This is a genomic window from Candidatus Zixiibacteriota bacterium (assembly GCA_021159005.1).
Lineage (GTDB): Bacteria > Zixibacteria > MSB-5A5 > UBA10806 > 4484-95 > JAGGSN01.
Map to the genome: position 1 here is coordinate 41107 of JAGGSN010000078.1, position 25202 is coordinate 66308.

At 42.1% G+C, this 25202-nt stretch carries 19 protein-coding genes; 3 read left to right on the forward strand and 16 right to left on the reverse strand.

The features are described 5' to 3' along the window. Window positions 1-20 precede the first annotated feature (20 nt). From J7K40_05195 to J7K40_05250, 12 genes are all read right to left on the reverse strand, one after another. Window positions 21-443: a single-stranded DNA-binding protein gene (locus J7K40_05195; protein MCD6161793.1), complete on the reverse strand. Its 423-nt coding sequence runs from the start codon at window positions 441-443 to the stop codon at window positions 21-23. 324 nt (window positions 444-767) lie between these two features. Then, complete coding sequence (locus J7K40_05200) at window positions 768-1397, reverse strand: dephospho-CoA kinase (GenBank protein MCD6161794.1); 630 nt, start codon at window positions 1395-1397, stop codon at window positions 768-770. Next, entirely contained in the window at window positions 1397-4084 is a 2688-nt protein-coding gene (gene polA, locus J7K40_05205) for a DNA polymerase I (protein MCD6161795.1), read from the reverse strand. Before polA ends, J7K40_05200 begins: the two co-directional genes overlap by 1 nt. After that, entirely contained in the window at window positions 4084-4656 is a 573-nt protein-coding gene (nadD, locus tag J7K40_05210) for a nicotinate-nucleotide adenylyltransferase (protein ID MCD6161796.1), read from the reverse strand. Before nadD ends, polA begins: the two co-directional genes overlap by 1 nt. A gap of 1 nt (window position 4657) precedes the next feature. Beyond that, window positions 4658-5416 (reverse strand): outer membrane protein assembly factor BamD, encoded by a 759-nt coding sequence (gene bamD / locus J7K40_05215; protein MCD6161797.1) that lies wholly within the window; start codon window positions 5414-5416, stop codon window positions 4658-4660. A gap of 12 nt (window positions 5417-5428) precedes the next feature. Beyond that, window positions 5429-6001: a hypothetical protein gene (locus J7K40_05220; GenBank protein MCD6161798.1), complete on the reverse strand. Its 573-nt coding sequence runs from the start codon at window positions 5999-6001 to the stop codon at window positions 5429-5431. A 71-nt stretch (window positions 6002-6072) separates the two neighbouring features. Next, entirely contained in the window at window positions 6073-7362 is a 1290-nt protein-coding gene (gene rimO / locus J7K40_05225; protein MCD6161799.1) for a 30S ribosomal protein S12 methylthiotransferase RimO, read from the reverse strand. Further along, on the reverse strand, window positions 7349-8200 hold the full coding sequence (locus tag J7K40_05230; GenBank protein ID MCD6161800.1) for a hypothetical protein: 852 nt from the start codon (window positions 8198-8200) through the stop codon (window positions 7349-7351). Before J7K40_05230 ends, rimO begins: the two co-directional genes overlap by 14 nt. 8 nt (window positions 8201-8208) lie before the next feature. Then, window positions 8209-8853: a hypothetical protein gene (locus tag J7K40_05235; protein MCD6161801.1), complete on the reverse strand. Its 645-nt coding sequence runs from the start codon at window positions 8851-8853 to the stop codon at window positions 8209-8211. Window positions 8854-9098: 245 nt separating this feature from the next. After that, complete coding sequence (locus tag J7K40_05240) at window positions 9099-11393, reverse strand: DNA translocase FtsK 4TM domain-containing protein (protein MCD6161802.1); 2295 nt, start codon at window positions 11391-11393, stop codon at window positions 9099-9101. A gap of 33 nt (window positions 11394-11426) precedes the next feature. Next, window positions 11427-12308: a DMT family transporter gene (locus J7K40_05245; protein MCD6161803.1), complete on the reverse strand. Its 882-nt coding sequence runs from the start codon at window positions 12306-12308 to the stop codon at window positions 11427-11429. A gap of 450 nt (window positions 12309-12758) precedes the next feature. After that, window positions 12759-14933 carry a hypothetical protein gene (locus J7K40_05250; protein ID MCD6161804.1) on the reverse strand — a complete coding sequence of 725 codons (2175 nt, stop codon included), beginning with the start codon at window positions 14931-14933 and terminating at the stop codon, window positions 12759-12761. Between the two features lie 164 nt (window positions 14934-15097). Here J7K40_05250 and J7K40_05255 point away from each other — a divergent pair, with 164 nt between their 5' ends. Beyond that, entirely contained in the window at window positions 15098-15883 is a 786-nt protein-coding gene (locus tag J7K40_05255; GenBank protein ID MCD6161805.1) for an NADPH-dependent oxidoreductase, read from the forward strand. Between the two features lie 155 nt (window positions 15884-16038). On the opposite strand, the gene J7K40_05260 is transcribed toward J7K40_05255, so the two are convergent. Continuing rightward, entirely contained in the window at window positions 16039-17559 is a 1521-nt protein-coding gene (locus J7K40_05260) for a lamin tail domain-containing protein (protein ID MCD6161806.1), read from the reverse strand. 61 nt (window positions 17560-17620) lie between these two features. Further along, window positions 17621-18196: a hypothetical protein gene (locus J7K40_05265; protein ID MCD6161807.1), complete on the reverse strand. Its 576-nt coding sequence runs from the start codon at window positions 18194-18196 to the stop codon at window positions 17621-17623. A 368-nt stretch (window positions 18197-18564) separates the two neighbouring features. Here J7K40_05265 and J7K40_05270 point away from each other — a divergent pair, with 368 nt between their 5' ends. Next, window positions 18565-19932 (forward strand): GTPase, encoded by a 1368-nt coding sequence (locus tag J7K40_05270; GenBank protein ID MCD6161808.1) that lies wholly within the window; start codon window positions 18565-18567, stop codon window positions 19930-19932. Window positions 19933-20111: 179 nt separating this feature from the next. Here the strand turns inward: J7K40_05270 and J7K40_05275 are convergent, their stop codons facing one another. Both J7K40_05275 and J7K40_05280 read right to left on the reverse strand, forming a co-directional pair. Further along, window positions 20112-22088, reverse strand: coding sequence for a DUF3857 domain-containing protein (locus tag J7K40_05275; protein MCD6161809.1), 1977 nt, complete (start codon window positions 22086-22088; stop codon window positions 20112-20114). Continuing rightward, entirely contained in the window at window positions 22085-24097 is a 2013-nt protein-coding gene (locus J7K40_05280; GenBank protein ID MCD6161810.1) for a DUF3857 domain-containing transglutaminase family protein, read from the reverse strand. The genes J7K40_05275 and J7K40_05280 overlap by 4 nt, the downstream gene beginning before the upstream one ends. Before the next feature lie 377 nt (window positions 24098-24474). Between J7K40_05280 and J7K40_05285 the strand changes: the two genes are divergently transcribed. After that, window positions 24475-24921: a YXWGXW repeat-containing protein gene (locus J7K40_05285; protein ID MCD6161811.1), complete on the forward strand. Its 447-nt coding sequence runs from the start codon at window positions 24475-24477 to the stop codon at window positions 24919-24921. The last annotated feature ends 281 nt before the right edge of the window (window positions 24922-25202 follow it).

Below are 25202 nucleotides of genomic sequence, written 5' to 3' on the forward strand. Positions count from 1 at the left end.
GCCGCAGGCACGGCGTTTATTTAGAACGGCAGGTCGTCATCATCAGTAGAAACATCAGCCGGCGGTTCCGGCGGCGTACCCGATGGCGGCTGTGATGGCCCTGATTGGTCATCCCGCCCGCCTAAAAACTGAAAATTCCGAACAACAACCTCAGATATATATTTCTTGACGCCGTCTTTATCTTCATAACTGCGATTATCTATCCTGCCATCAATATATACTGGCCTGCCTTTTCTTAAGTATTCATTAGCTATTTCAGCCTGCCTACCCCAGCAAACTATATTATGCCAAGTTGTCTGTTCCTGAGATTGACCATCCTTATCCCGCCATTTACGAGTAGTAGCTAAAGAGAACTTTGCTACTGCCTGACCGGATGGCGTGTATCTGAGTTCGGGGTCTTTTCCCAGATTTCCAATTAATATCGCTTTGTTTACTGATGCCATTTTACCTCCATGAGCTAAGTTTTAGTTAAAATAAAAATTTAGCCGTATATTGTCAATTTAATTATGATTTTAATGCTCGGATTTTGCAGCCATGCCCGCCGGCAGGCAGGTTGGGATTTTAGCAACAACCCTAAGCTTTATAAACATCAGCGCGTAGGGGCGTATTGCATACGTCCTCTTGTTACCAAGCAGCTCTTGGTAAAAAGAGGAGGATATTATTTCACTCTTGAAAGGGGTCGGGGGTGTGTTTGTAGCGCTAAATGTTCAATATAATTTAGCTCTGACTATTTTAGATAAGTTTTCCATGAAAATATTTCAGCAGGATTATAACAATTTCTCGATTGCGGTAATAAAGCTGTTGATTTTGGTTTTTAATTTTTGACGGCTGGCATTATTTTCAATCACATAATCAGATAGACTAATCTTTTGCCTCTGTGGAATCTGCGAAGCTATCCGTTTTTTTGCCTTATCTATACTTAGACCAAAACTGCAAATTCGGTTCAGCCGGATATTTCTTAAAGCGTTAATTGTTAATATAATATCAAACCAGTCGGCGATTCTCCATTCGAAAATCAGGGCGGCATCGATTACAATCATCTTATGGCGTTTATTGCCGCTGTATCTTAACAGTTCGGCTTTAAGCTGTTTTAGCAATACCGGATGGATTAGCCTGTTAAATGCCAGCATCATTTCAGTATCGCTAAATACAATTGCGCCGATTTTACGTCGGTCAAATTCGCTCTTATTGTCTAATACATCCCTGCCAAGCAGTTTTATAACCTTATTCCTGACAGATTTATTATGGCGAAGGATATCATGTCCTATCGCATCCGCGCTGATAATTTTTGCGCCTTTTTCTGACAACATCTTTGCCGCCTCAGATTTGCCTACACCAGGTCCGCCAGTTAAGCCGATTAACACGGGTCTCTTTAAACGAATTATTCCAGCCGTCATTAATGCGCCTCCAGCCAGTTTTCGCCCTCGCCAATATCGACAACGAGCGGAACTTTTAATTTCAGGGCGTTTTCCATCTGTTCTTTTACCATTCCCCGAAGGTAATCTTTTTCTTCCAAATATTGTTCATATACAAGCTCATCATGCACCTGAAGAATCATTCGCGATTTTTTATTCTTCAGCTTATCATTAATCTTGATCATAGCCGCTTTGATTAAATCAGCCGCTGTTCCCTGAATAGGCGTATTGATAGCGGTTCTTTCGGCAAATTGACGCGCCTGCCGCGACCGCGCGTTTATATCCGGCAGATAGCGGCGGCGGTTAAGCAGGGTTTCCACATAACCGTGTTCTTTTGCGAAAGTTATCATATCATCCATATATTTCTTGACGCCGGGGTAGCGATTAAAATAAGCGTCTATATAATCTTTTGATTCCTTAACAGAAAGCCCGGCTTGCTGAGATAACCCATAGGCAGAAACGCCGTAAATAATCGAGAAATTGGCGGTTTTAGCGGCGCGCCGATGGTCGGCTGTTACATCCTTTATATCAATACCGAACACCTCGGCGGCAGTCCTTTTATGAATATCTTCGCCTCGATTAAATGCCTCGATTAGAGCCTCATCGCCGGCATAATGAGCCATAAGCCTCAACTCGACCTGAGAATAATCCGCCGATAAAATATTGTATCCAGCCCGAGCTGTAAAGGCTTTGCGTATTTCTCTGCCCTCTTCTGTTCTTATAGGGATATTTTGCAGGTTTGGGTCGGATGAGGATAACCGTCCGGTTGCGGCTACTGTCTGATTAAAACTCGTATGGACTCTGCCGGTTTTCGGATTAATTAGCCTTGGGATAGCATCGATATAAGTGGATTTTAATTTCATAAACTGACGGTATTCCAAAATCAAACGCGGCAGAGAGTGAATCAAAGAGAGGTCATTAAGAACGTCAACATCGGTGGATTTTTCGCCCTTAGGTGTTTTTCTCGATGAGGGCAGCATCAGCTTATCAAACAAAATTACCCGCAATTGGGCTGGCGAATTGATATTGAATTCCTGCCCCGCCTCTTGATATATTTCATTCTCAATTGCCGCCATCTTAGGAACATAGGAGTCTGAAAGCTTCTTCAAGAAATAAATGTCAACAGCAACTCCTGCTTTTTCCATATCGCCGAGAACCGAAAGCAAAGGCATCTCAAGTTCGAAAAAGAGCGTCTCAAGCTTAAGTTCCTTTATCTTGGGATATAGATGGTTTTTCAACCTCAATGTAAAATCAGCATCCTCGGCGGCATAAAAGGAGGCTTTATCAACCGGCACAACTGAGAATGGCAATTGCTTTGAACCGGTTCCCATAAGCTCGGTAATCGGCTGCATCTTATAATTGAAATGCTCAGCTATTAATGAATCAAGCTTATGCGACCTTTTTCCGGGATTAATCAGATAAGAAGCAATCATCGTGTCGAAATATATCTTCTGCAAGTTGAGACTGCAATTATCAAATACCTGACGGTCGTATTTCATATTATGGCCAATCAACTTCACCTGTGAATCAAAAAATTTTCTGAACCGGTCAAGGGCCTCATCAAAAGGCAGGTTTGCGTTTTTATCATCATGCCTTAAGGGCATATAAAAAGCCTCGCCTTCTTTGATTGCAAGAGATATGCCGACTAATTCCGAATTTAAAGCGTTTATTGAGGTTGTTTCGGTATCGATAGCGGCTTCGCCATTTTTCTCTGCGGCAGAAAGTATCTCATCGAGACGGTCAATCGATTTAACGGTTTCATAATCTGCTTTTACATCGATAAGCAAATCCTTCTGAACAGCATTATCAAGCGGCATTGCATATTTATTATATAATGCGGATAGTTCAAACCGCTTGAAAAGCTCAGCCAGTTTCTGCTTGTTGGATTTTTCTAATAACAGAACGCTATCATCAAGCTCTATATCAATATCACAATCGATAGTTACAAGCTTGTATGACAGGCGAGCTAAATCGGCATGCTCTTTAAGCAAGTTTGATATTCTTTTGCCGCTAACTTTATCGGCTGATTGCAACACATTTTCGAGATTGTCGAATTGTTCAAGCAGTTTCAGGGCTGTTTTCTGTCCTATTCCCGGCACGCCTGGCACATTGTCGGAGCTGTCGCCCATCAGTGCCAGCATATCAATGATTCTTTCTGGCGGCACTCCCATTTTCGTTTTTACCTGATTGCGGTCAAACCATTCGAACGTTTTTGGGTGAAGCAATTTTATTTTATCATCCACGAGTTGGTAAAAATCCTTATCGCCGGTAAACATGCCGACCTCAAAGCCTCTTTGAGCGGCTTTTTTCGAGAGAGCACCAATTATATCATCCGCCTCATAGCCCTCCATTTCAATCACGGGAATATTGAATCCCTCCAAAGCTTCCTTTATCCAGGGGAATGAATCAGCTAAGCCGTCAGGCATTTTAGCTCGCGTGGACTTGTACTCTTTGTACATTTTATGACGGAAAGTCGGCGCCGGCGTATCGAATACGCAGGCTATATGGGTAGGCGAAACTTGGTCGATTAGCTTAATAAGCGAGTTAATAAAGCCAAACAAAGCGCTGGTATTTTCACCATGCGAATTTATCAGCGGATTCCTGATAAAAGCGAAATAGCTTCGATAGGCAATCGCCGAGCCATCTATTAATATTAATAATTTCGACATTATAAATAAAGCTGATGCTTTTTAATATATTTCTCAATTTCAACAGGAACAAGGTACGAAATTGATTTCCCCTCTTTAACCAGCCGGCGAATCATGGTAGACGAAACATCAATCTGAGGCATATCGAAAAGAGCAATCCTGCTGCTGTAAATACCCTCAGGATGACTATCAGGCCTTTTCGCCGCAACTACTTCAACGGTAGAAAATATCTCCTCGGGGTCTTTCCATGTTTCCATATCAGAGATATTATCGCCGCCGATTATCAGATACAGTTTCGCTTCAGGATATAAGGATTTTAGCTCAGTTAAAGTGTCGCATGTATATGACAATCCAGGACGTTTAATCTCAATATCTGATATTTCGAATCGATTATCTTTCTCGATAGCTAATTGCATCATCCGGAAACGTGATTCGACAGAAATGATATCTCTATTTTGTTTATGCGGCTGTTTGGCAGCGGGGATAAATAGTATTTTTTCAAGCTGATAATGTTCTAATGCCGATTGAGCCAGTATCAAATGACCGATATGCGGCGGGTTGAAAGTGCCGCCCAATACCCCAAGTTTAGTCATTTTAGTTTTCGCTGCTTTTATTTTTTTCTGTTATCTGCTCAATTTTCTTTTTAGCTTTCGAGGCAAATTCATGATCCGAAAAACCGATGAGGAAATTATCAAATGTTGTCAGCGCTTCCTCATAGCGCCCTAATTTCATCTGGGCTTCTCCGGTATAATAAAACGCCTGTATCGCCCAGTCGGTGGCGGAATAATTGTCTCGTACATACTTAAAATAGGTTAAAGCCGATTCATAGTTGCCCATCTTTAAATAAAGTATGCCGGCTTTAAATTTCTTTTTTGCCAGTTTGTTCTCAAGCTCTTTGATTTTGGCTGCTGCCAGCTCTCGATAAGGACTGCCGGGATAATTGACTATTAAATACCTGAACTCATCTAATGCCAGATACGTTTCCTGCTGATCAAGTTGATATTTCGGCGACATTTTATAATGACACATTCCCACCTGAAACTGAGCATCATCTGTAAATTCCGATTGCGGATATGCCGAAAGCAAACGTTTAAACTCGCCGGCGGCTATTCCATACTCTTTCTGATTGAAATAACACATCCCCAAATAATATTGGGCAGTGTCAATTGCAGAATTCCCCGGATAAGTATATATTAAGTTTTCAAAAGCTACTTGAGCTTTAAATGATTTGTTTTTATCGTACAACTGTTTTGCATATTTAAATTGTTCTGAAGCGGATGTTATCGGCTGTGGTTTATTTCCACAACCTGCTGCTATCAATAAAAGTAATACAAAACCTGTAATGTATCTCACAACTTAATCCTCCTACCTATTAATAAAGAACAAGTAAATCAATCCGCCGATTGCCGCAGTAACTGCCAGTGGTTCTAAATATCTTTCCGCGCCTCCAATTGAAGCAGTCGGCGACAGCTCTTTATACCTAACGCTGGCGATATAGTTCTTATACTGAGGCAATACTTCATCAGAACCGGAAAACTCTTTGAAATCAACATAGCTGTAATCAGGTCCCGATATATCAATTATAATTTGGCCTGAAAGCTCGCGGCGAATATAAGGTTTGTTGAAAAAGCCTCTTGATTTGCCCTTAATATATTTGAAATCAAAGGCGCTTAAGGTTGTTATAAGCCTGTAATATTGCCCCTCTACTTTATTTGTGTCGCTTATAATAAACCATCCGGAGCTAACCAGCGCTGATTTTACAGCCCTAACAACAAGCATATTCAATCCGCTTGTCGGCACTATCTCAATCTGTGAGGGGACAAGCTTTAAGCTGTCGAATAGCTCAACGGCAGATTCGGCAATAGCTTTAGCTGCAAATTGCTCGTTAGTTGACGGCAGTTCCGCCATAGCACTCGACACAATAAACAAAACAAGCATTCCTGCAAGCAAATTGATTATGCCATATTTGCCAGTGTATGGGGTATATTGCCGCTTGCTGTTTATCAACTTTATATTCCCTTAATAATGTTTGCGCTATCAATATCCATAATTTCAGCTTCAACGAATTGCCCCGGCGTTATATCATGCCTTGCCGGGATGTTATAAAACCCATCGATTTCCGGCGCCTGACGGCAAGACCTTGCCTCATAAAATCCTGAGTTCTCAGCTGATTGTGATTCTATCAACAGTTTTTGCTTTTTTCCTATCTGTATTATAGCTCTATCCTCCGAAATCTCCTCGGCGATATTATAAAGCATCTCAAGTTTTTCCTCAGCCATTTGCGGGTCGAATTTTTCCTCAAGCGATATTGCCGCCGTATTTTCCTCGGGACTGTAGCAAAAAATACCGAGATAGTCAAACTTTATCTCCTCAATGAAATCAACCAGCTCCTTGAAATCATCATCGGTCTCGCCCGGAAATCCGACCATTAATGTTGTACGTAAAGATATATTTTTATCGACATTTCGCAATTGTTTTATTATATGTTTGATTTTTTCTGTTCCGCAATGACGATTCATCAAACTGAGAATCTTGTCGGAGATATGCTGAATCGGAAGGTCGATATAACGGCAAACCTTTTCAATCTCGAATAGCCTGCTTATAAGATTATCATCGAGATGAGCCGGATGAGCATACATAATTCTTATCCATTCGATGCCGTCAATATCTGAAACCATCCGGCACAAATCAGCCAAATCCAAACCACCTTTAAGGTCTTTACCATAGAGTGTCGTATCCTGAGCAACAAATATTATTTCCTTGATGCCCTTGTTTGCCAGCAATTCAACCTCATCAATGATTAACTTGTGAGGGATACTTCTATATGACCCTCTGATAAGCGGGATGGTACAGTAGCTGCAGCGATTATTACAGCCATCCGAGATTTTCACATAGGCATAGGGAGTATTCTCAACAACCCTGTTAAAAATCAGGTTATTACAGCATACATTCCTTTTGCCAGTAACGAATTTCAGCAGTTTATCAACCTGATTTAAACCAAATGCCGCATCGATACTCGGGCTAACGCGTTTAATATCATAAATAGAGGGGTAACAGCCGACTGCAATGAGCTTGACGCCATTTTTTTTATATGGCACCAATTCATTAATTTCGCCTAATGTTTCCTGACGGGCTTGCTCTATGAAAGCGCAAGTGTTGACAATCAGATAATCGGCTAAATCGGGATATGGATTTTCGGTAAATCCCAAGCTGTTTAAAGCGCCGCGAATATAGTTGCCATCAACCTGATTTTTAGGGCAGCCGAGATTTAAAAAATAATAGCTATTACCTGTCCTCATCCAACTCGATTTCTATTTTAGATTGAATATTTACCGGAATATCATTGCCTATCCCCTCCGGAAAACCAAAAGCGGACAGGCTTAAAAAAGCATCAATGTCGAAATCCCCCGAGTTCTTAATTATCCGTTTGTTGGCATTATCAGTATAGAATTCACCACCGCCATTAAGGCTAATAAGTTTATCGGTTGATAAACCATCAATGGTAAAACTGAAATGATAATAATTATCGTATTCGCCAATCCCTTTACTATTATACAGATACTCAAATTGAGATTGAATCTCTGTGAGTTTATTCTTTTGCATCTCGAATTTAAAACTTAGCGAATCATCCCAATTATATCCTTCATTTATGGCATCATCCGGGTAGGTTGGAAAAAACAGCTTGGTTGTCAGTGCGCCCTGCTGTGCCGCAGTAGTATCTTTCCCGAAAAAATCTACTATTTCACCTCTTGGGGTAATGATAAAAACATACTCGGAACCAGGTTTTGCCGCTCCCCAATTTGAACCATCATCGACAAACACGCTGTCGCCAGCAATCATGACTGCGGAAATTTTCCTGAAAACAGCTTTTATCTTGGCGTTTTTATCAGGCATAACAGATTCAGTTATAAGCTCGATTTTTATAATAATGTTATGGGTTATATTATCTATATTAAAAAGCTGAGCGAGACTCTTGTGTTCCGTGAATTCAATCCGGCTATCAATCTTTATTGTGTAATTAGAAGTATCATTTTCGGTAAAATTATAACGAAACTTTTCATCTGCATCGCTGATTTGAAAAAGAAACAAGACTGCCAATAAGATAATAATTATATATTTGATATTATTTGCTTTCATGGTTACACCTATTCGTTAAGATCGATAATTTCAATATTTTCAGGCGTGTTAGTTAGAAAATTATCCGCCGGAATCTGCCGTGTAAATGATTCATCTAAAATTTCATAAATAACAAGGTTTTCATTTAGATCAGGATATTCAACCCGCTTAACTTCACCGTTTTCATTAAAACTAATCGACAAGCTGTCAGGTTCAATAGATTGATCTACTCGTTTTAAATCAAGCCTGCCATTGTCAATAGCGACAACCTGATAAAAGGTCTGAGCGCTGTCAATAAAGTCAAACGGATTGAATACGCGTCCGCCGATATTTTTTTGAATCTGCTTATGCTTTGGCCGATATGTCCATAAGGTATCCTCGATAGCATATACTTCCTGATTGGCGGTTTTGATAAACAGGCTATGAGGTTTATTAAAATAGAATTTCACTAATGTTGTTTCCGGCTCATCAAAAATAGGCGAGATTGTAACTTGGCGAATTTCCCAATATATGGATTGCCTGTTATAGTAATGCTTTTGCAGTGCATCAGGAAATTCTGCAGTATATAGCATTACAGCAGGTAAAAATATCATAGCCGTTATGCTTAAAACCATAAGGGCAGCTCTTCTTTTCAGGTGGTACTTGCGGGTATGATTAATTGTGTTGTCTTTCATAGTTTTCCCAGTTGGTTCATCGTGTTTTAAACCCCCATTAGCTTATTTTGTTCTATTCAAACCCTATTCATTTTGGTTTTCAATCGCTGCTTGGCAACCAGAGGGCATATGCAATACGCCCCTACACGCTGTTTGCTGTCAAATCTCAAGTCTTTGTGCGGCGGCATCCTCCATAGTTCGGATGCCACCCGCGAAAACTGCTGCAATTGGAATGTTATTTTAAGAATCACTCTATTCAAACTCTATTAGGCAACATGATTATCATAATCATCGAAATTATCTTTCAGGAATTGCTCATCCACCAAAACCTCTCGTGCCTTAGAGCCATCATACGGACCGACAATACCCGCTTCTTCAAGCTGGTCAATTAACCGCGCTGCGCGCTGATAGCCAATTCCCAGCTTTCTCTGCAGAAGCGATACCGAACCCTGCTTATGCTTAATTACCGTTGCTATCGCTTCCTTGAATACTGCATCGGCAATAGGGTCATACTGGCTGATTTTACTGCTGTTCATCTCAAAGTTTTTAATTCGAGTGGGTTCATATTCCTGGTCGCTAATCGACTTGCAGATAGCTTTGGTTTCGGCGCCTGAGATAAAAGCTCCGTGCACGCGTTTAGGTTCGGGATAGGCAGGATTCATATAGAGCAAGTCGCCGTTGCCCAAAAGTTTTTCGGCGCCGTTTATATCGAGGATTGTCCGCGAGTCGACTTTCGTAGCTACTTGAAAGGCTATACGCGTGCTGAAATTGGCTTTAATCAAACCGGTAATAACATCAACCGATGGGCGCTGAGTAGCTAAAATCAGATGAATTCCCACGGCTCGCGCCATCTGCGCCAGACGAGTAATAAGCATCTCAATTCGCGCCGAACCGATCATCATTAAATCAGCCAGTTCATCGACTATTATTAGTACATAAGGAAGCGGTTCATCTGATGTTATATTGTAATCCTTAATATTGCGCACGCCGATTTTAGCCAGCTTGCGATAGCGTTCTTCCATTTCGACAACCGCCTCGGCTAACACTTTTTCGGCATATTTCATCTCTGTTACAACCGGCTTTTCAAGGTGTTGAAGGTCGTTATATATCGATAATTCAAGCATCTTTGGATCAATAAGGATAAATCGCAGTTTGTCGGGTGAAATCTGGTACAGAAGGCTGGTTATAATGCAGTTTAAGCATACAGACTTGCCCGACCCGGTTGCGCCGGCAATCAAAAGATGCGGCATTGTTGACAAGTCTACTACAAAGGCTTTACCGGCTGTAGTCTTACCCAAAGCCAAAGGCAGCACATAATCTGAATTCCGGAACTCATTAGAGGTTATAATATCCTTAAGGTAAACAGTCTGGCCAATCCTATTGGGGATTTCAACGCCAATCGCCGATTTGCCGGGGATTGGGGCAATAATGCGAATGCGCTTGGCTTTCATTGCCAATGCCAAATCATCAGCGAGATTTACAACCTGCGCTATTTTAACACCCGGCGCGGGTTTAAATTCAAATCTCGTTATTATAGGCCCAGGATAAATCTCGACCTCATCTTTTGCCAGCTCTACTTTGAAAGTGCTGAGAGTGTTTTTTAATATCTCTGCTGTCTGATGCAATTCCTGTTCACTGACCACAGGCTCTTCGTCCGGTGATTCGTGAAGTAAATCCACCTCCGGGAATCTATACCCATTCTTGGATGATAATACTTTTTCATTTGGCGTTCCGGTATGATTATCTTGAGCTGTTTCATTTACAGCGTTATGTCCTTCGAGATTGCTCTCAGCTTCAGATTCAATAGGCAAAGCAAGCTGTTTTCCGGCAACAGTTTTCTTCTTCGGTTTTTTGATTCTTATAATTCTTTTTATCAATCCCGGCGATTGCGCATCATGGGATACGGATACATCTACTTTTTTGTCTGAACGCTTAAATGATTTTATCAGCTTAGGCAATCTGGCAAGCTGTTCTTTTATTGAGATGACTGCTCTTACTAAAAGCTTATTATGCCTGCTCAAGCTTGACGGCAAAATCAAGATAATACAGCCAAGAATCAATGATATTATTATCGTATATGAAAAAACCGTACCGGTAAGATAAATTAAAGCCTTAGCCGAAAAGCAGCCAATTGCGCCGCCCAGACCGGGTTCGCTTGTTATAAAAGGCTGATTAGCAGAGCTTAAGGAAAATAACGCGCCAACAAGATACAAAAAAAACGATATAAAACCAATCTTGCGAAAAATCGGCATAAGGTCTCTGGAAAATATATATGCATAGCCAACAGCCCAAATTCCAAGCGGAAGACAAAATGCGATATAGCCAAATACCATCAGTAAGAAATAAGCAATGAATACGCCCAGAATACCGCCTTTATTTTGGATTGGCGAGGTTAACAGGTCGTTTAGTTCGCCATTAGAAAATGCTTTTATAAGCAGTGTCGTATCATTGGCTTGGTTGTGAGTAACTAAGCTTATAGCGATTAGCAAACCGCATAACAATAATAATAGACCCAGAATACGGTTCCGTTTCACTAAATCAATCTTTTTCTTTTTTGCCATAGAGTAATATACTAATATGCTTTTACTGATGTGTCAATTTTTATTTCCCAGTCTCCTCGATGGCAGAGCAGAAATAACCAATGCCAAAAATATTAAAAATCCGCCGATGGCTTTTGATGTTTCATAATATTCCCTGCCAAGAGTCCAGGCAAATATTACGGCGAATACCGGCTCGAATGCCAGTATCAGCGACACTGTAATTGGCGCGGTAAATCTTTGCGCCGCAAGCTGAATAACAAACGCCGACAGGGTCGGAAAAAGGGCAAGGAATAGAATCACCCAAATAACATTAATATCAGCTACAGTAAACGGCAGTTTAAAAATAAGTCCGGTCAGTAAACTGGCTAAGCCTACAAATAAAAACTGCTGAAAATTCAGAATATAAGGATCAAGACCGTTTTTAACATATCTATCAGCAAATAAGATATGAATAGCATAAGCCATCGCAGATAACAAAGTGATTATATCACCGGTATTAACATTTTTAAGACCGCCTGTTAATACCAATAAACCGGTTAGCGATACTATCGTGGCGATTATTCCTGTCAGGGCAGGCTTTTTCTTGAAAAACAGTATCGAAAATAGCGGTACAAAAGCGACAAAAAAACCGGTTATCAAGCCGGAGTTGGCGGCGGTGGTAATTTTTAGACCGAGTGTCTGGGCGATATACAACACCCAGATGAAAAAACCCAGAATCAAACCTTCCTTTAGATGTTTAAACAGCGTTTTTTTTTGATATATAAGAACTCCGGCTAAGATAATAGCGGCAATAATAAACCGATAAGCAACAAGAACAACCGGATTAATACTAATAAGGCTTTGCTTGACAAGGAAAAATGTTGAGCCCCATACAGCGGCTGTATAGAATAAGCCGATATTAGCCAATGGTGATTTGTATCTTGCCCTTTTTATCATGGTATTTATTAATATTGCTTTGACGCAAATTATTCAATGAAAATATTGCCGGGGTTTCCCCGACAGATGTCATTCCTTTTGCTGTCGGAAGTTACTTCCGACAGCAATGCCATTGCAATAGTTTTATTAAACCACATTATTTATAAAAAATGTTAACCCGCATTATTCATAAACTCTTTAGGGCAATGCAACAGTATGCCAATATGTCATTGCTCCGCCTATGGCGGACGCCAAACGGACAACATCCTGAGGGGCGCCTGCACACGCAAGTCTCAGCGTCAGGATGTTGTCCCTTCCATCCTGACGCATGAATTAGTCAGTTTGTAGATCAAAACCCTCCTTGTGGTTTTGACTATCGATGTATCGAATCCGGTAGGTCAATTCATCTCAAGCGGACTTGAGGCTTGACCGAATGCAACCGATGCTTCAGTTTGTTGACAAAACAGCTTCTTAATCTTTGAAAAACTCCAGTTCCGGTATTCGACCTTCCTCAACATCCATGCCAACTCCGTAATTATTGGCGCCATAGTGTTCATCATCCTTGGCAGGGGAAAACCAGATTGAATTATTAAGGCATTTTTTACTGATTACTTTCTTTTTGTTGTCTTCTATCCAATCGAAATACTTGTCCTCGCCGCCTATATCTAAAAGCAGACCGAATGATTTCGCATAGGCGTCAAAAGGCGAGAACTGGTTAGGGTGGTCATAGCTGTCCCTATAGGCGGCGGCGCCGAAACCCTGCTGGTCTTGCTGAAGCTGATAATAATCATCGCCGCCGATATCGAACAGCATGGCATTGGAACGAATCTGAGCGCAGCCCAAGGAAATTATTTTAGCGATATAGCGGTCATTGCCGCCGGTATCAAATAGCAGAGCGTTAGTATAATCCCAGCCAAAAGCTATTCCGGCACCGGCGGTTTCCCATAATTCGTGTGTATCGTTGCCGCTTTCATCAAGTATAGCTCCGATACAATAATGTGCTCCGGAGGCTTGAGTAAAATATACGGACTTGTACAGATCATCCCCCGCGCCCTCATATACCAATCCCATCCCAAACCAGTAGCCGCAGCCGAGAGTCCAGTTGCCGGAATAGTATTCATCATTGCCCTTTATATCAATCAATGCTCCCAGTCCGCCAGCCCAGCTATGACCATCGGAACCATCCCCGCGGCGCCCCATACCGGCACCCTGCGCGGCATTGACATTTATTTTATGCTTGGAGTGATAATCGCCGCGGTCAACTACATCCGCAGAAGGTTCGGCGGTATATTTGTCATCCCCTCTGTAGTCAGCAATAACACCGATGCCGCCGACACCGCCGAATCCCTGGCCATCACCATAGATATACCAATTGTCATCCCCTTCGATATCAAGCGCAAAACCAAGCCCAAAATAGCCGCAGCCCTGTCCGCTTGTTTCGAGTTTGTAGTCGTCATTGCCGTCAATATCGAGAAGCAAACCCAGTCCAAACATACCGCAGCCCTGAGACATTCTTTTTGATATATAATTATCCTTGCCGCCGCCATCGATTAATATCCCCGCGCCAAGGATAGCTGCGCCCTGTGAAAGCATATCAGGGTCGTTATTTACATAGGTGTCTTTGCCGGACATATCAACAGCTATGCTTATGGGAACATCCAGCGACGGAGTAGCGCCTATTATGCCGCTATGGTGATCATTGCCGCCCAAATCGATTAATATAGCGGCGTCCCGATAATCAGTTTCATCATCATCAGTGCCCAAAATTATTACTTTGCCATAAGGGCAATCATACTCGAAATTGATTTTCGAGAGCTTGTCATCTGTTATACTCAGATACTTTTTGAGATCTTGGTAGCATGTCTGAGCGGCTTGAACGGCTTTCATACAGCTATAATAAAGTGAATGCTCATCCAATCTTGAGGCGATATCATCTATTTGAGGATAATAAACCTGCCCGTCGCCGATAGTCTCAGCTAAATCCTTTATTGCAAAAAGTGATGCCATGTCTTCATAGTCGAGATTGCGAACCGCAATCTGCCGCCATTTGTAGGCATCATACAGGTTAAGCATCAACGCCGCGATTATCTTTTGAAGCTCAATAGGCAAAGGCTCAAGTTTTTCTGCCAATTCTTTGCTAATATCAGGTCCGCCATATTTATCGCCAAACGAAATGAAGTTGGCCTGTTTGCATTCCGAGTAATGTATCCGGGTAAATGCCTCCAGCATCGGCGCCATAGAGTCCGGTTTTGGGTCGAGGTTTACACTGTAGTTTCTGAATCCGGTAATTTTCCTATCGACTCCCAGCATATAGACAATCCGGTGAAGGCTGGTGCCCGCAGTGTCGAAATACTCCGGCTCCATATAGAACGCGATAGTATTGCCCATTGTTTTGGCATAATCATAAGTGCGCATAGGTTCGGCAAACAGGTCCTCGAAAAATGGCAGTATGTGCGGGATTAGTTTTGGATTAGGAAAACGGTTCCAATAGCCCTTAGGCTGATAGCCAAGGTCGGAACGGTTAAATCCCACTTCCTCAAGAGCCTGCCCCAGACGGTCTGCACTTGATGAATCTTGTATTTCCTGAGCAATACAAGTTGATGCAATTGAAATTAACAATGCCACTATAATCATTCTTTTTGTCATAAATTCCTCCTTAACAGTTTTATATTTTAATTATGAATACATTACTCGTGGTTGGTGGACGTCCCCGTCTACCAACAAACTGGCGCACGAGAACGTACGCCAGCCACAATAACAGTTTTATATTTTAATTTGATTTAAAAGTCAAAAGAGAATATATTTTAATTATGAATGAAATATTAAAAACTATGGCATCGCACAAATCTGTGCGAAAGTATAAACAGCAGGCTATACCGGACAACCTGCTTGATTCCATTCTTCAAGCCGCCCGTCAAGCGTCAACATCATCAAACCTGCAGGCTTATTCGATTATCATCGTAAAAGACTCCGCCAAAAAAGAAAAGCTGGCGGAACTCTGCGGCAATCAACCCTGGGTTAAAAGCTGTCCGGTGTTTTTGGTTATATGTCCCGACTTGTTAAGACTTCAGAAAGTTTGCGACAGGCAGGGCTGCGAGTTTCAGGACAGCTATATCGAGATGTTTATCACAGCCACTGTCGATGCCGCTTTAGCCGCCCAGAATATCCTTACCGGCGCCGAGTCATGCGGACTTGGCGGCGTGATGATAGGCGGAATACGCAATAACCCGGCAGAGGTATCCGAGCTTCTTGGTTTGCCTGAAAAAGTGTATCCTTTGATGGGGATTTGTCTCGGTTATCCTGACCATAGCCCGATGATTAAGCCGCGGTTTGGCCGGGATATTATTGTTCATGCCGAGCAATATGACGACAGCAATCTGCAAACGCAGCTCGATGAATACGATGAGGTTATTCGCCTGACTGGCCTATATGATGGACCGCGTCGAAAAGTATCATCACCGACCGGCAAAGAGATTCCCGATGATGAATACTCATGGTGCGAACATACCGCCCGAAGGCTGGCTTCGACAGCACCGGAGGCATTGCGGTCTCATATGCGGGAGTTTTTGCTAAGCAAAAAGTTTGGGCTGGAATAGTAAAGTAGTAATTTATTGCTATTGTTATGTTGGCGCGCGAGGATGTACGCCAGCCGCTTAATAACGCGTAGGAGCGTCCACCTCGACGGATGCCCCTACGAATTACGTATTTGAAAAATTACTATTATCAATCTTTTTATTAACAGCCTGTTTTTCTATTTCAGTAAAACCAACCGCTTTGTTTGGGTAAATTCATCGCTTTGCAAGCTGTAAAAATATACTCCCGATGGTTTATCCGAGGCGTTCCAGACTATCGCATGTTTGCCGGTCGTAAACCTGCCCTCAGATAGAATGTCAACTAAGCGGCCGGTGATATCATATACAGACAATTTGATATAGGAATCATTAGCAAGCGTAAATAATATTTTCGTCTGAGCATTAAACGGATTTGGATAGCAATTAATGGAGCTGATTTTCAAAGGCAATGGCATTTTATCAATATTTGTGCTGCCGAACCGAAAGCTTGCTCTCGACTCATCGGTTGGCGATGAATAACTGCCATCATTTTTGCGGGCGAATAAGGTGTAATAGACCGTAGTGTTTAGCGGGATAAACATTTCCTTAAATTGCCGGTCTGTTCCCAAATAAAGAACTTCGCCGTCATTATAGTTTACAGGAAAGCGATCGGTTCTTTTTACAAGCACCGACAATTCAAAGTCATCATCCCAAAGAGGATTTGTCCAGCTAATTCTAACTTCGCTGCTCCCGATGGAGTCAGCGTGGGTGTTGATTACAACAAAGCCGGGGCAATCATAGCGGTTTGGCGCGCCGGGTGTCGGGAAACCATTTTCAAAAGTAGAAGATGTCGCATCATTATAACCCTTGAAATCATTGAAAAACCACATAAAACCAGTGTCGGCTTCAGCGTCTCCATCGGGAAATCTCATAAAAGCAACATCTTCGCCATGGTCGGATGACCAACCAACTTGATCAACAAGTGAATCATATCGCACTAAATAGATATTATCTCTGTGATAATCCATATCGAACAGGTCAGGAAAAGTATTTTCCTCCAGGACATAAAACCCATGTGCAGGTATTAAGGCATCGTTTGGCAAATCATATACTGCATCGCAAACAAGCCGCCAGCCCGAAAGAGATAACTCCGAATCTGTCTTATTATATAATTCGATGAAGTTTGAAACATTGTTCTTAGTATTGTGGGTATTGATTTCATTAAGAACAATTTCATCATGCCATCCCCAGCTTGGAAAAGCATCGCTGTAAGAGTGAAATATCTGGGTCATCGGTTCATAGGGAGAGTTAAACACATAAAGCTCGATAGGATGTCCCGCTATTGGGGCTGGAAATAAACCAGGTTGTCCAAAATAAACCGGCTCGATATAATAATTGACTTCGGGAAATATGGAAATGAAATCCCCTTCGGAATTAATAATAAATCCGCTGGTGTTGCTTGAGTTTAAAATAAACGGTTCATCTAATGGTTCCATATTCCAATTAGATGGAACAATAACTTCTGAATTTACAGTTGCCGTATCGCTGGCTGTGATTATCAATGCGCCGGAAATATCAAATTCATCAAGCGAATAAATGCCTATTTCAGGCGGATCAACATTTATATAGCCTATATACTTATCCGGAATCGGATTAGCCAGACACAACTGGCAAGCTACAAAAACCACAACAAAGCAGACAAAAACCTTTGCTTTCAACATAACCATACCTCCTTTTAAGTTTTCAAAAATCCCACCTTGCACTAAAGCTTAAAAGTTAACACTATTTCCAGCTGATTTTCATATCCTGCCGGGGCATGAAATCCAGTCGAACGCTTTTATACACTTTCGCGCCGTTTTCGTGGTAAACGGTATCCGGTTCCGGCCAGACCGCAATATCAGTGAAAGTCTCAGGAACGACAAAATAATATGCTGCCTGCTCCAAAGGTTTTTGCCAAGCGGCGGTCGAGGTTATTATATATACAGCCTGTTTAGCTTTGATTTTCTGCTGATAATCAAGCCTCCAGACAGAAACATCATTTGCTTTAAGCGGTATTTTCATGCTGATGCCGTTAAAGTTTGCTCTATTCTCGTAGGGCAGTTCCTTTTCAATTCCATCATCAAAATAATGTGCCTCTATTTGATGCGGAAACAACGAAAGACTGTCAATGTAAAATGGGAAAAGCACAGGCATATCGAAATCCCTTGAGGTATTATTGCGGAAATAATAAACTCCCTTGACAGAAGCGATGCTATCAGATACGCTTAAAGTGATTTCTTCCTGAAAAAAATCGACCGGCAGTTTTGAGATTTCGGCTGACTTGGATTTTTCTTTTTCGGAATTTGAGCAGCCTTGCACAGCAAATGCAATTATCAAAATGATTAGTATAAAGTGTCTCAAAATCAGATAACCTCTATTACGTTTACAGTAGTAACAAAATAACTGTTTGCTTTGATATATGTCAAGCAAAATAGGGTTCTCCGCCTCAGGCGAACCGAAGGCAGCGCGCGGCGGGGACAGAATAGTATCCACTCGGTAAAATATTTTGTGGAAGTTCCTGCAAAGAAACCAGTTGACTTTAAAATTCTTATCGCTATAATGCCCCCATGATTTACTGGTCGAAAAAGCTGTTTGATCACTAAGCTGTGATATTAATCAGCTGCAAATTAAAATCAAATTGCGAACTTATTTATATTTTTGTGTAAGAAAGGAGCTTTACTAATATCATGAAAGCGAAAAAAATCATCATTATGGGCGCGGCAGGCCGTGATTTCCATAATTTCAATTGCGTATTCCGCGATAACAAACAATACGATGTAGTAGCCTTTACCGCTACCCAGATTCCCGATATCGATGGCAGAAAATATCCGGCTAAACTGGCCGGCAAACTTTATCCCAAAGGTATTCCAATCGTGGCTGAGGAAGAACTTCCGGTTCTTATTGATCAGCATGATGTCGATGAAGTAGTTTTTGCCTATTCCGATGTTCCCTATGAATATGTAATGTCAATGGCGGCAGTTGTGAATGCCTGCGGCGCTGATTTCAAACTGATGGGCACAAATGAAACTATGATTAAATCCAAGAAGCCGGTTATTTCTATTTGCGCGATTCGTACCGGCTGCGGCAAATCTCAAACAACCCGCCGGGTATGTCAGGTCCTTCAGGGGCTCGGCAAGAAAGTAGTCGCTATCCGTCATCCGATGCCCTATGGCGACCTTGCCAAGCAAGCCTGCCAGCGTTTCGCGAAACTGTCCGACCTTAAAAAGCATAAATGCACTATCGAGGAGATAGAGGAATACGAACCTCATATCATGAGCGGCGTTGTGGTTTATGCCGGCGTTGATTATGAAATGATTCTCCGTGAAGCCGAGAAAGAGGCGGATGTTATAATTTGGGATGGCGGCAATAACGATATGTCGTTTTATCAGCCGGATATCCAGATTACAATAGTAGACCCTCACCGCGCCGGACACGAACTCTCATATTATCCGGGCGAAACCAACCTTCTGCTTGCCGATATTATCGTCATCAACAAAATTGATACGGCATCACTTGAGGACATTGAAGAGGTTAGAGAATCTATTGCGATGCTGAATCCGGAAGCAGTAGTTATCGATGCAGCCTCACCGATATTTGTTGAAAATTCCTCGGTGATTACCGGCAAAAAAGTGCTGGTTATTGAGGATGGCCCGACCTTAACACACGGCGAAATGGCATATGGCGCCGGCACGGTTGCCGCCAATAAATTTGGCGCTGCCGAATTGATTGACCCAAGACCGTACACAGTCGGTTCCATAACAAAAACTTTTAAAAAATATCCCGATATTGGCATTCTTCTGCCGGCGATGGGCTATGGCGACAAGCAGGTTAAAGACCTCGAAAGAACAATCGCTAGAGTTAAAGCCGATTCGGTCGTAATTGGCACTCCAATAGACTTGCGCCGCATACTGAAAATAAAGAAGCCTTCCACTCGCGTCAAATATGAACTTCAGGAAATCGGTTTGCCGAATTTTGAATCCATACTGGGTGAATTTTTTGATGATTCCAAAAGGAAAACCGCAAAAAAGAAAGCCAAAAGCAGAAAGCGTAAATAATAGCTTTTAACGCAAATTGTAATTAAACAGGCGAGTCTATTATGTAGGCTCGCCTTATTATTTTTTATAGTATCGCCTCGTCGTCCGCATCAGGCGGATACACCCTCTGGTTATTAAACAGCATTTATCAGCCAGAGTTATTCCGAAAGCATGTAAAAAATATTATAACCCCTTATAATTTATTTACTGGCAGTATCCTTTTCATCTTGATTATCTTTCTTGTCATCTTTTTCAGCCTTAAAAAGCAGAGTAATATTTTTCTTCGAGCTTTCAGATAGAAGAAGTTGGCGCAGTTTAGGCCAATCGCCGGATGTAAATGAGGATTGTTTCAATCTAAGCGACCGGCTTATTATAACCTTGTCATCATGCTGAGATGTCTCAACCGAGAAACTGCCAACACCATTATTTAAAAAGTAATCAGCCGGTGTATGGATTATATCCAAACCTTTCTTATCCAACCGAAATTCAACTTTTTGGGACATCAAGCATGGAAGAACAATTTCCGATGCTCGCTCCTGATGGTATAAATGAACATCATTGGGCAAATTAGCAATAATGCCGCCCGAGGGATTGCCTATCTCAAAGGAAAGCCTTTCAAAATCATCCGGCGCCGGTTTTTTCAATTCCAATTCGAATCCCATTGCTGTCATAAAGCGGCTGAATTTTACCGGATTGCAAGCCGTTATTTTGGCGCCCTTAATAAGTCCTGAGACTACAGAATTCAGATAGTTTTTCGATTCATTGGATAAGCCTTCCATTTTATGATAGGGGCTTAGATAATTATCAGCGTATAAAAAACCTTTGCCGGTAAATATCTCTTTCTTGCTGTTATAAACCAAATTTATACTAATATCAATTTGACTTACTTTGTCTGTTCGGTCAAAGGCAACAGCCGGTATATCGTTATTATCAGCAATCCATACGGTGCGGCCATAAATGTTTTTAGAGCCATTTTCAACAGTTCCGCTTTGAGGGTTATAATAAGCATCAAGATATTGTCCTGTTAACCATAAAACGACATTATTCATCCGTGATAATGAAGGTATTCCATCATTGATATTGCCATATCCTCTGCTGATATATACCGGGTGTATGGTGATTCCCGCATTTTTGAAAAGAGCTGCAGATAGTATTGCCCTATCAAGATTATGGCCATAGGCAGTGTTGAAAACGCGGGAAGCATCACGCGGGAAAGACTGCCAGAAATGCTCCGGATAGTTAATAATTCTGGTTTTCTGGTTTATATAATCCACTATTAAATCAGCTTTTTCTGCTTCCGTTCGAGCGTCATATAAAAGTGAATCAAGTGATTTTTTTACAGGCTTATTGATTGCTATGTTTTTTGTAAAACAATCAGTCAAGTGTTTGCCATACTCAGGCCAGCTATCCCAGGTTGACCAGACAATATACGGAACACCCGCCGCCGGGTCATTTACCAAAGGACGAGGTTTGCTTTCAACAGTCCCCATTTTCCACCAATAGGTATCAAGACCCAACTCCTGATTAGCGATTTTCTCAGGCGCCGGCACTCCTTCCGATGTGAATACTTTAAGCTTTTGCCCTGTTGGCAATCCATAACAAAACCATGACTGCACTGCCGGTTCATTGCGGGCAAATGTCCATAAGCCGTCAGCTCCCTTGCGGAATGGTTCCTTATCCTCAATAGAATAAGCCACCTCGAGTATGCAGGGCAGTTCGATGCCGTTATGCAAAAGCATCATCTCGCGCATGTTTGAATAATCATAGGCTTTCTCAAGAGCAAAAGGAGTAGTTTCAACAAAACCGGTTTTGCCCGTTGTCCACCATTGATTATCGCGCCAGGTGCGAACCGTTTCAACATTAAATGCTGTATGAGCATCATCATAGGGAATACGATGGTCGCCATAATGTTCCAAGGCGTAATCGGTTTGTATCCATATTATGCGATGGATGTGATTAACTAAACGGCCATCCGGAAGCCAGTTGACTCTCTGCTCATCGAACAATAAAACCGCGTCTTCCTGTGATAAATCGAATCTGTTTTCGGCAATGGTGTAAAGCTCGGCAATATCCTGCATCCCCGTGATAGATTTTTGCGCCCAAACATCAGAAACTGATAATGCCAGACAAATCGAAATCATAAATGCGGCAAGTATGCTATTATAAAAAGTCTTCATTTCTTGCCTCCTTTCTCAGCTCGAAAAACAGTCTTGCTAAACTTTTTAGCTTCCTTCATAGCCCTGCAAAAATCAGCATAGCCTTCTGATGGAACCTGACGGCGATTTATTTTTGCGGTAAATTTTGTAATTAGCTTATCCTTCGACATCTTGCTTTCACCTTTGAAATAGGCATAAGTATCATCGATTTTCTTGCTGTTCTTAGGCTTTTCAACTTTAAATCCTTTTGGTAATTTAATAGTTTCATTACCGTCGATAAGCCTGGTCGAATAGAAAAATAAATCATCGCGCCGCTCTTTCGGCCAATCGATTGTCCCATAATACAACTGAACTTCATTGGCGTATTCTACTAAGGGGCTTTTAAACTCATAGCCATTATCAGTCAAGAGAGCATATTCGGGAATTCTATATTTTATTTTCCACCACATATTTTTATGAAAATCGAGCAAATCGCCATGCTCATAGCTGATTATTTCAATCCTATCGCTAACGTAATGAAGATGCCCGGCTAAGTAATTGTTCAAATCGGCAAGACGGCCGCGATTAAGCATACCGCGCAGACGGGAATCTCTGGTGCCGTTTCCGCTCAATTCGAGCGTGCCCTCCAAAGAGCAGTCTTTGAATATCCTGGCTGTATTTGTTATTCTCATAGACGATTCCTCGGGAGGGCTGTACCGTATTCGGTTTAACGATTCGCCCTCAGGGTTGCCTATTAAATAATGCTGTTCTGATTCATACTTGCTCCAGACATCTTTTTGAAACGGCACCCAGGTCGGGTCATACATCTCGAAACTGCCGTCGTTTTTCTTAAGAGCAACTACGCAATGATTGAACTGGTCGGCGGGAATCTCCTCGATGCGGCTGCCGGCCATAGTCATAGCGCCATAAGAATCCAAACCGGCTGCTCTCATCATGGTGATTAGCATACCGGCAATATCTTTACATACGCCGCTCCGCTGTTCGAATATCATGGCGCCGGAATGCAAGGTATAACCCTCGCCTTTGCCCATTGTTTGACCGCTGTAGCGGATATTCTGAGCAACCCAGTGCACCAACTCGAATGCCTTTTCCTCCTCCGTTCCCTTAGCAACGCCGGCTTTGGCGAAAATCTCATCGACTTTAGCTTTAATAGCATCGGTATATTCAAATTGCGGCTCGTTAACATCAAAGAACCAACGGCTCTTAGCCTCCCAGCTTTCAACAGTGGCCAATACAACCTTGGTGATAATGTCGGTATCATCGGGACGATACTGCTGAGGTTCCCAAGCAGGCATATCCTTTGTCCACCAGGAGTAAGTCGTTGTATCTGCATTATAGCTGGTGCTGGTATACATTGGTCCATTATATACCTGCGAGTGGAGACGCTTATCGGCAGGCAGTTTCAAGATATATTTTTTCTCCACAATCGGCACGGTTGCCTCGAAAAGCACAATATCGAAATACTGTCCGCGCATCGGCGGAATATAATTTTCATCATCCGGCTCGGGTGTTTTGGGATCGAGCAAGGCATACGAATAACCTTTGCGGTATGTTTTAATTTCGATACCATCACCTGCCAAAAGTCTGGGAAGCTGGAGCGATTTATTCCTATCGCCCCAGAATATCCCGCGCTGCGGAGCTGGCAAATCGATAATTTCGTCAACCGATACCGGAATTGACTTTTCACCTCGGATGATATTGACCTCATGTATTTCAACATAATTGGTTAGCGGCTCATAATGCCAGGTTTGAACAGCCAACTTTTTACAGCCGTCATCAGTAAGCGCTTTATACAGGATGTAGCTATCCGTATATGTTATTCCTAAGTCATTTACCCTATTGACTGATGAGTCAACAACAATAGCGTAAGCGGCGCTATCGAAATCGGCGGCATTACCGGCGTTCTTAATCCGGTCGAATACGGTCGGCGGCGGGTTGTCGCCGGGAGGCAGTGATTGCGGGCTGCCTATTTGAGCCTCAACACATGCTGTCATCAATAATATCAAAACAATTAAAACGGCTCTTTTCACTAAAGTTCTCCTTGTGATAACGTTGTTTTACAAATTCTACGATTAATTTCTTGTATTTCAGGGTATTCTATTTTAAACATCAGACATATCTCCGAAAATTATTTCAAAGGCTAACCTATATATTGAAATGTTAAACTAAAGAATTTATGTTGATTTTACAAGGTCTTTATCAGGCAAGCTTAGATTTAGTAACACATATTAAATAGACTTTGATATTAGTATCTGCCTGAATTCCTCGTGGTTGGCGTACGTCCCCGTGCGCCAACTTGAAATGTGGTTGGCTGTATGTCCCCGTGCGCCAACTTGCGACACGTCCGGATAAAACTATATTCAAACCCAGCCCAAATACGCCGATAATAATATGAAAAGGAGAAATTATGCGCCAAAAATTCTTAGCCCTATGTGTATTAATTTTTTTAATGTTTTTTGTATCCGGCTATGCTGATATGGTTTATATAGCCAAAAAGCCGCCACAGCCAAAAGCCGAGATAATAACCAAATCGCCCGGCAAGGAGGCTGTCTGGATTGGCGGACACTGGAAATGGGATAGCGAGGAATTTGTCTGGGTATCCGGGCATTGGGTGAAAAAACCGCAAGGGCGCTGGGTTAAAGGGCACTGGAAGAAGAACAAAAAAGGTTATATTCGGATACCCGGTCACTGGAAAAAGAAATCGACCAAACCGGTTGATGTAAAAAAAAGGAAAGTCAGTCATAGGCTTGCAAAACCGGCTAAAGACAAACCGGGGCATGTCTGGGTACCCGGGCATTGGAATAAAACCAAGCATGGCAAGATTTGGATAAAGGGGAATTGGAAAAAGAAATAGGTGTTATGCCGGTAGGCTTACTTGATGTATAATTTCTATCATTACTGTCCGGGCTTTTGTCCGCTTTGGGCAGATGCAATAGTGATGTCATTCCCCCGCCGCGGCGGGGGAATGATGTAAATGGATAATCATCGAATAAGAATAGACTTCTGAAATCTAATTCCTCCTGTCGGCGGACAGGCATGAAATATCATGCAAAGTAAAAAGTGAAATATTGATGTTTGCCAGAGTCGTTCAACGTCTTGTTGCTCTTTAGATTGTGATTTAAGCATGATTCACTT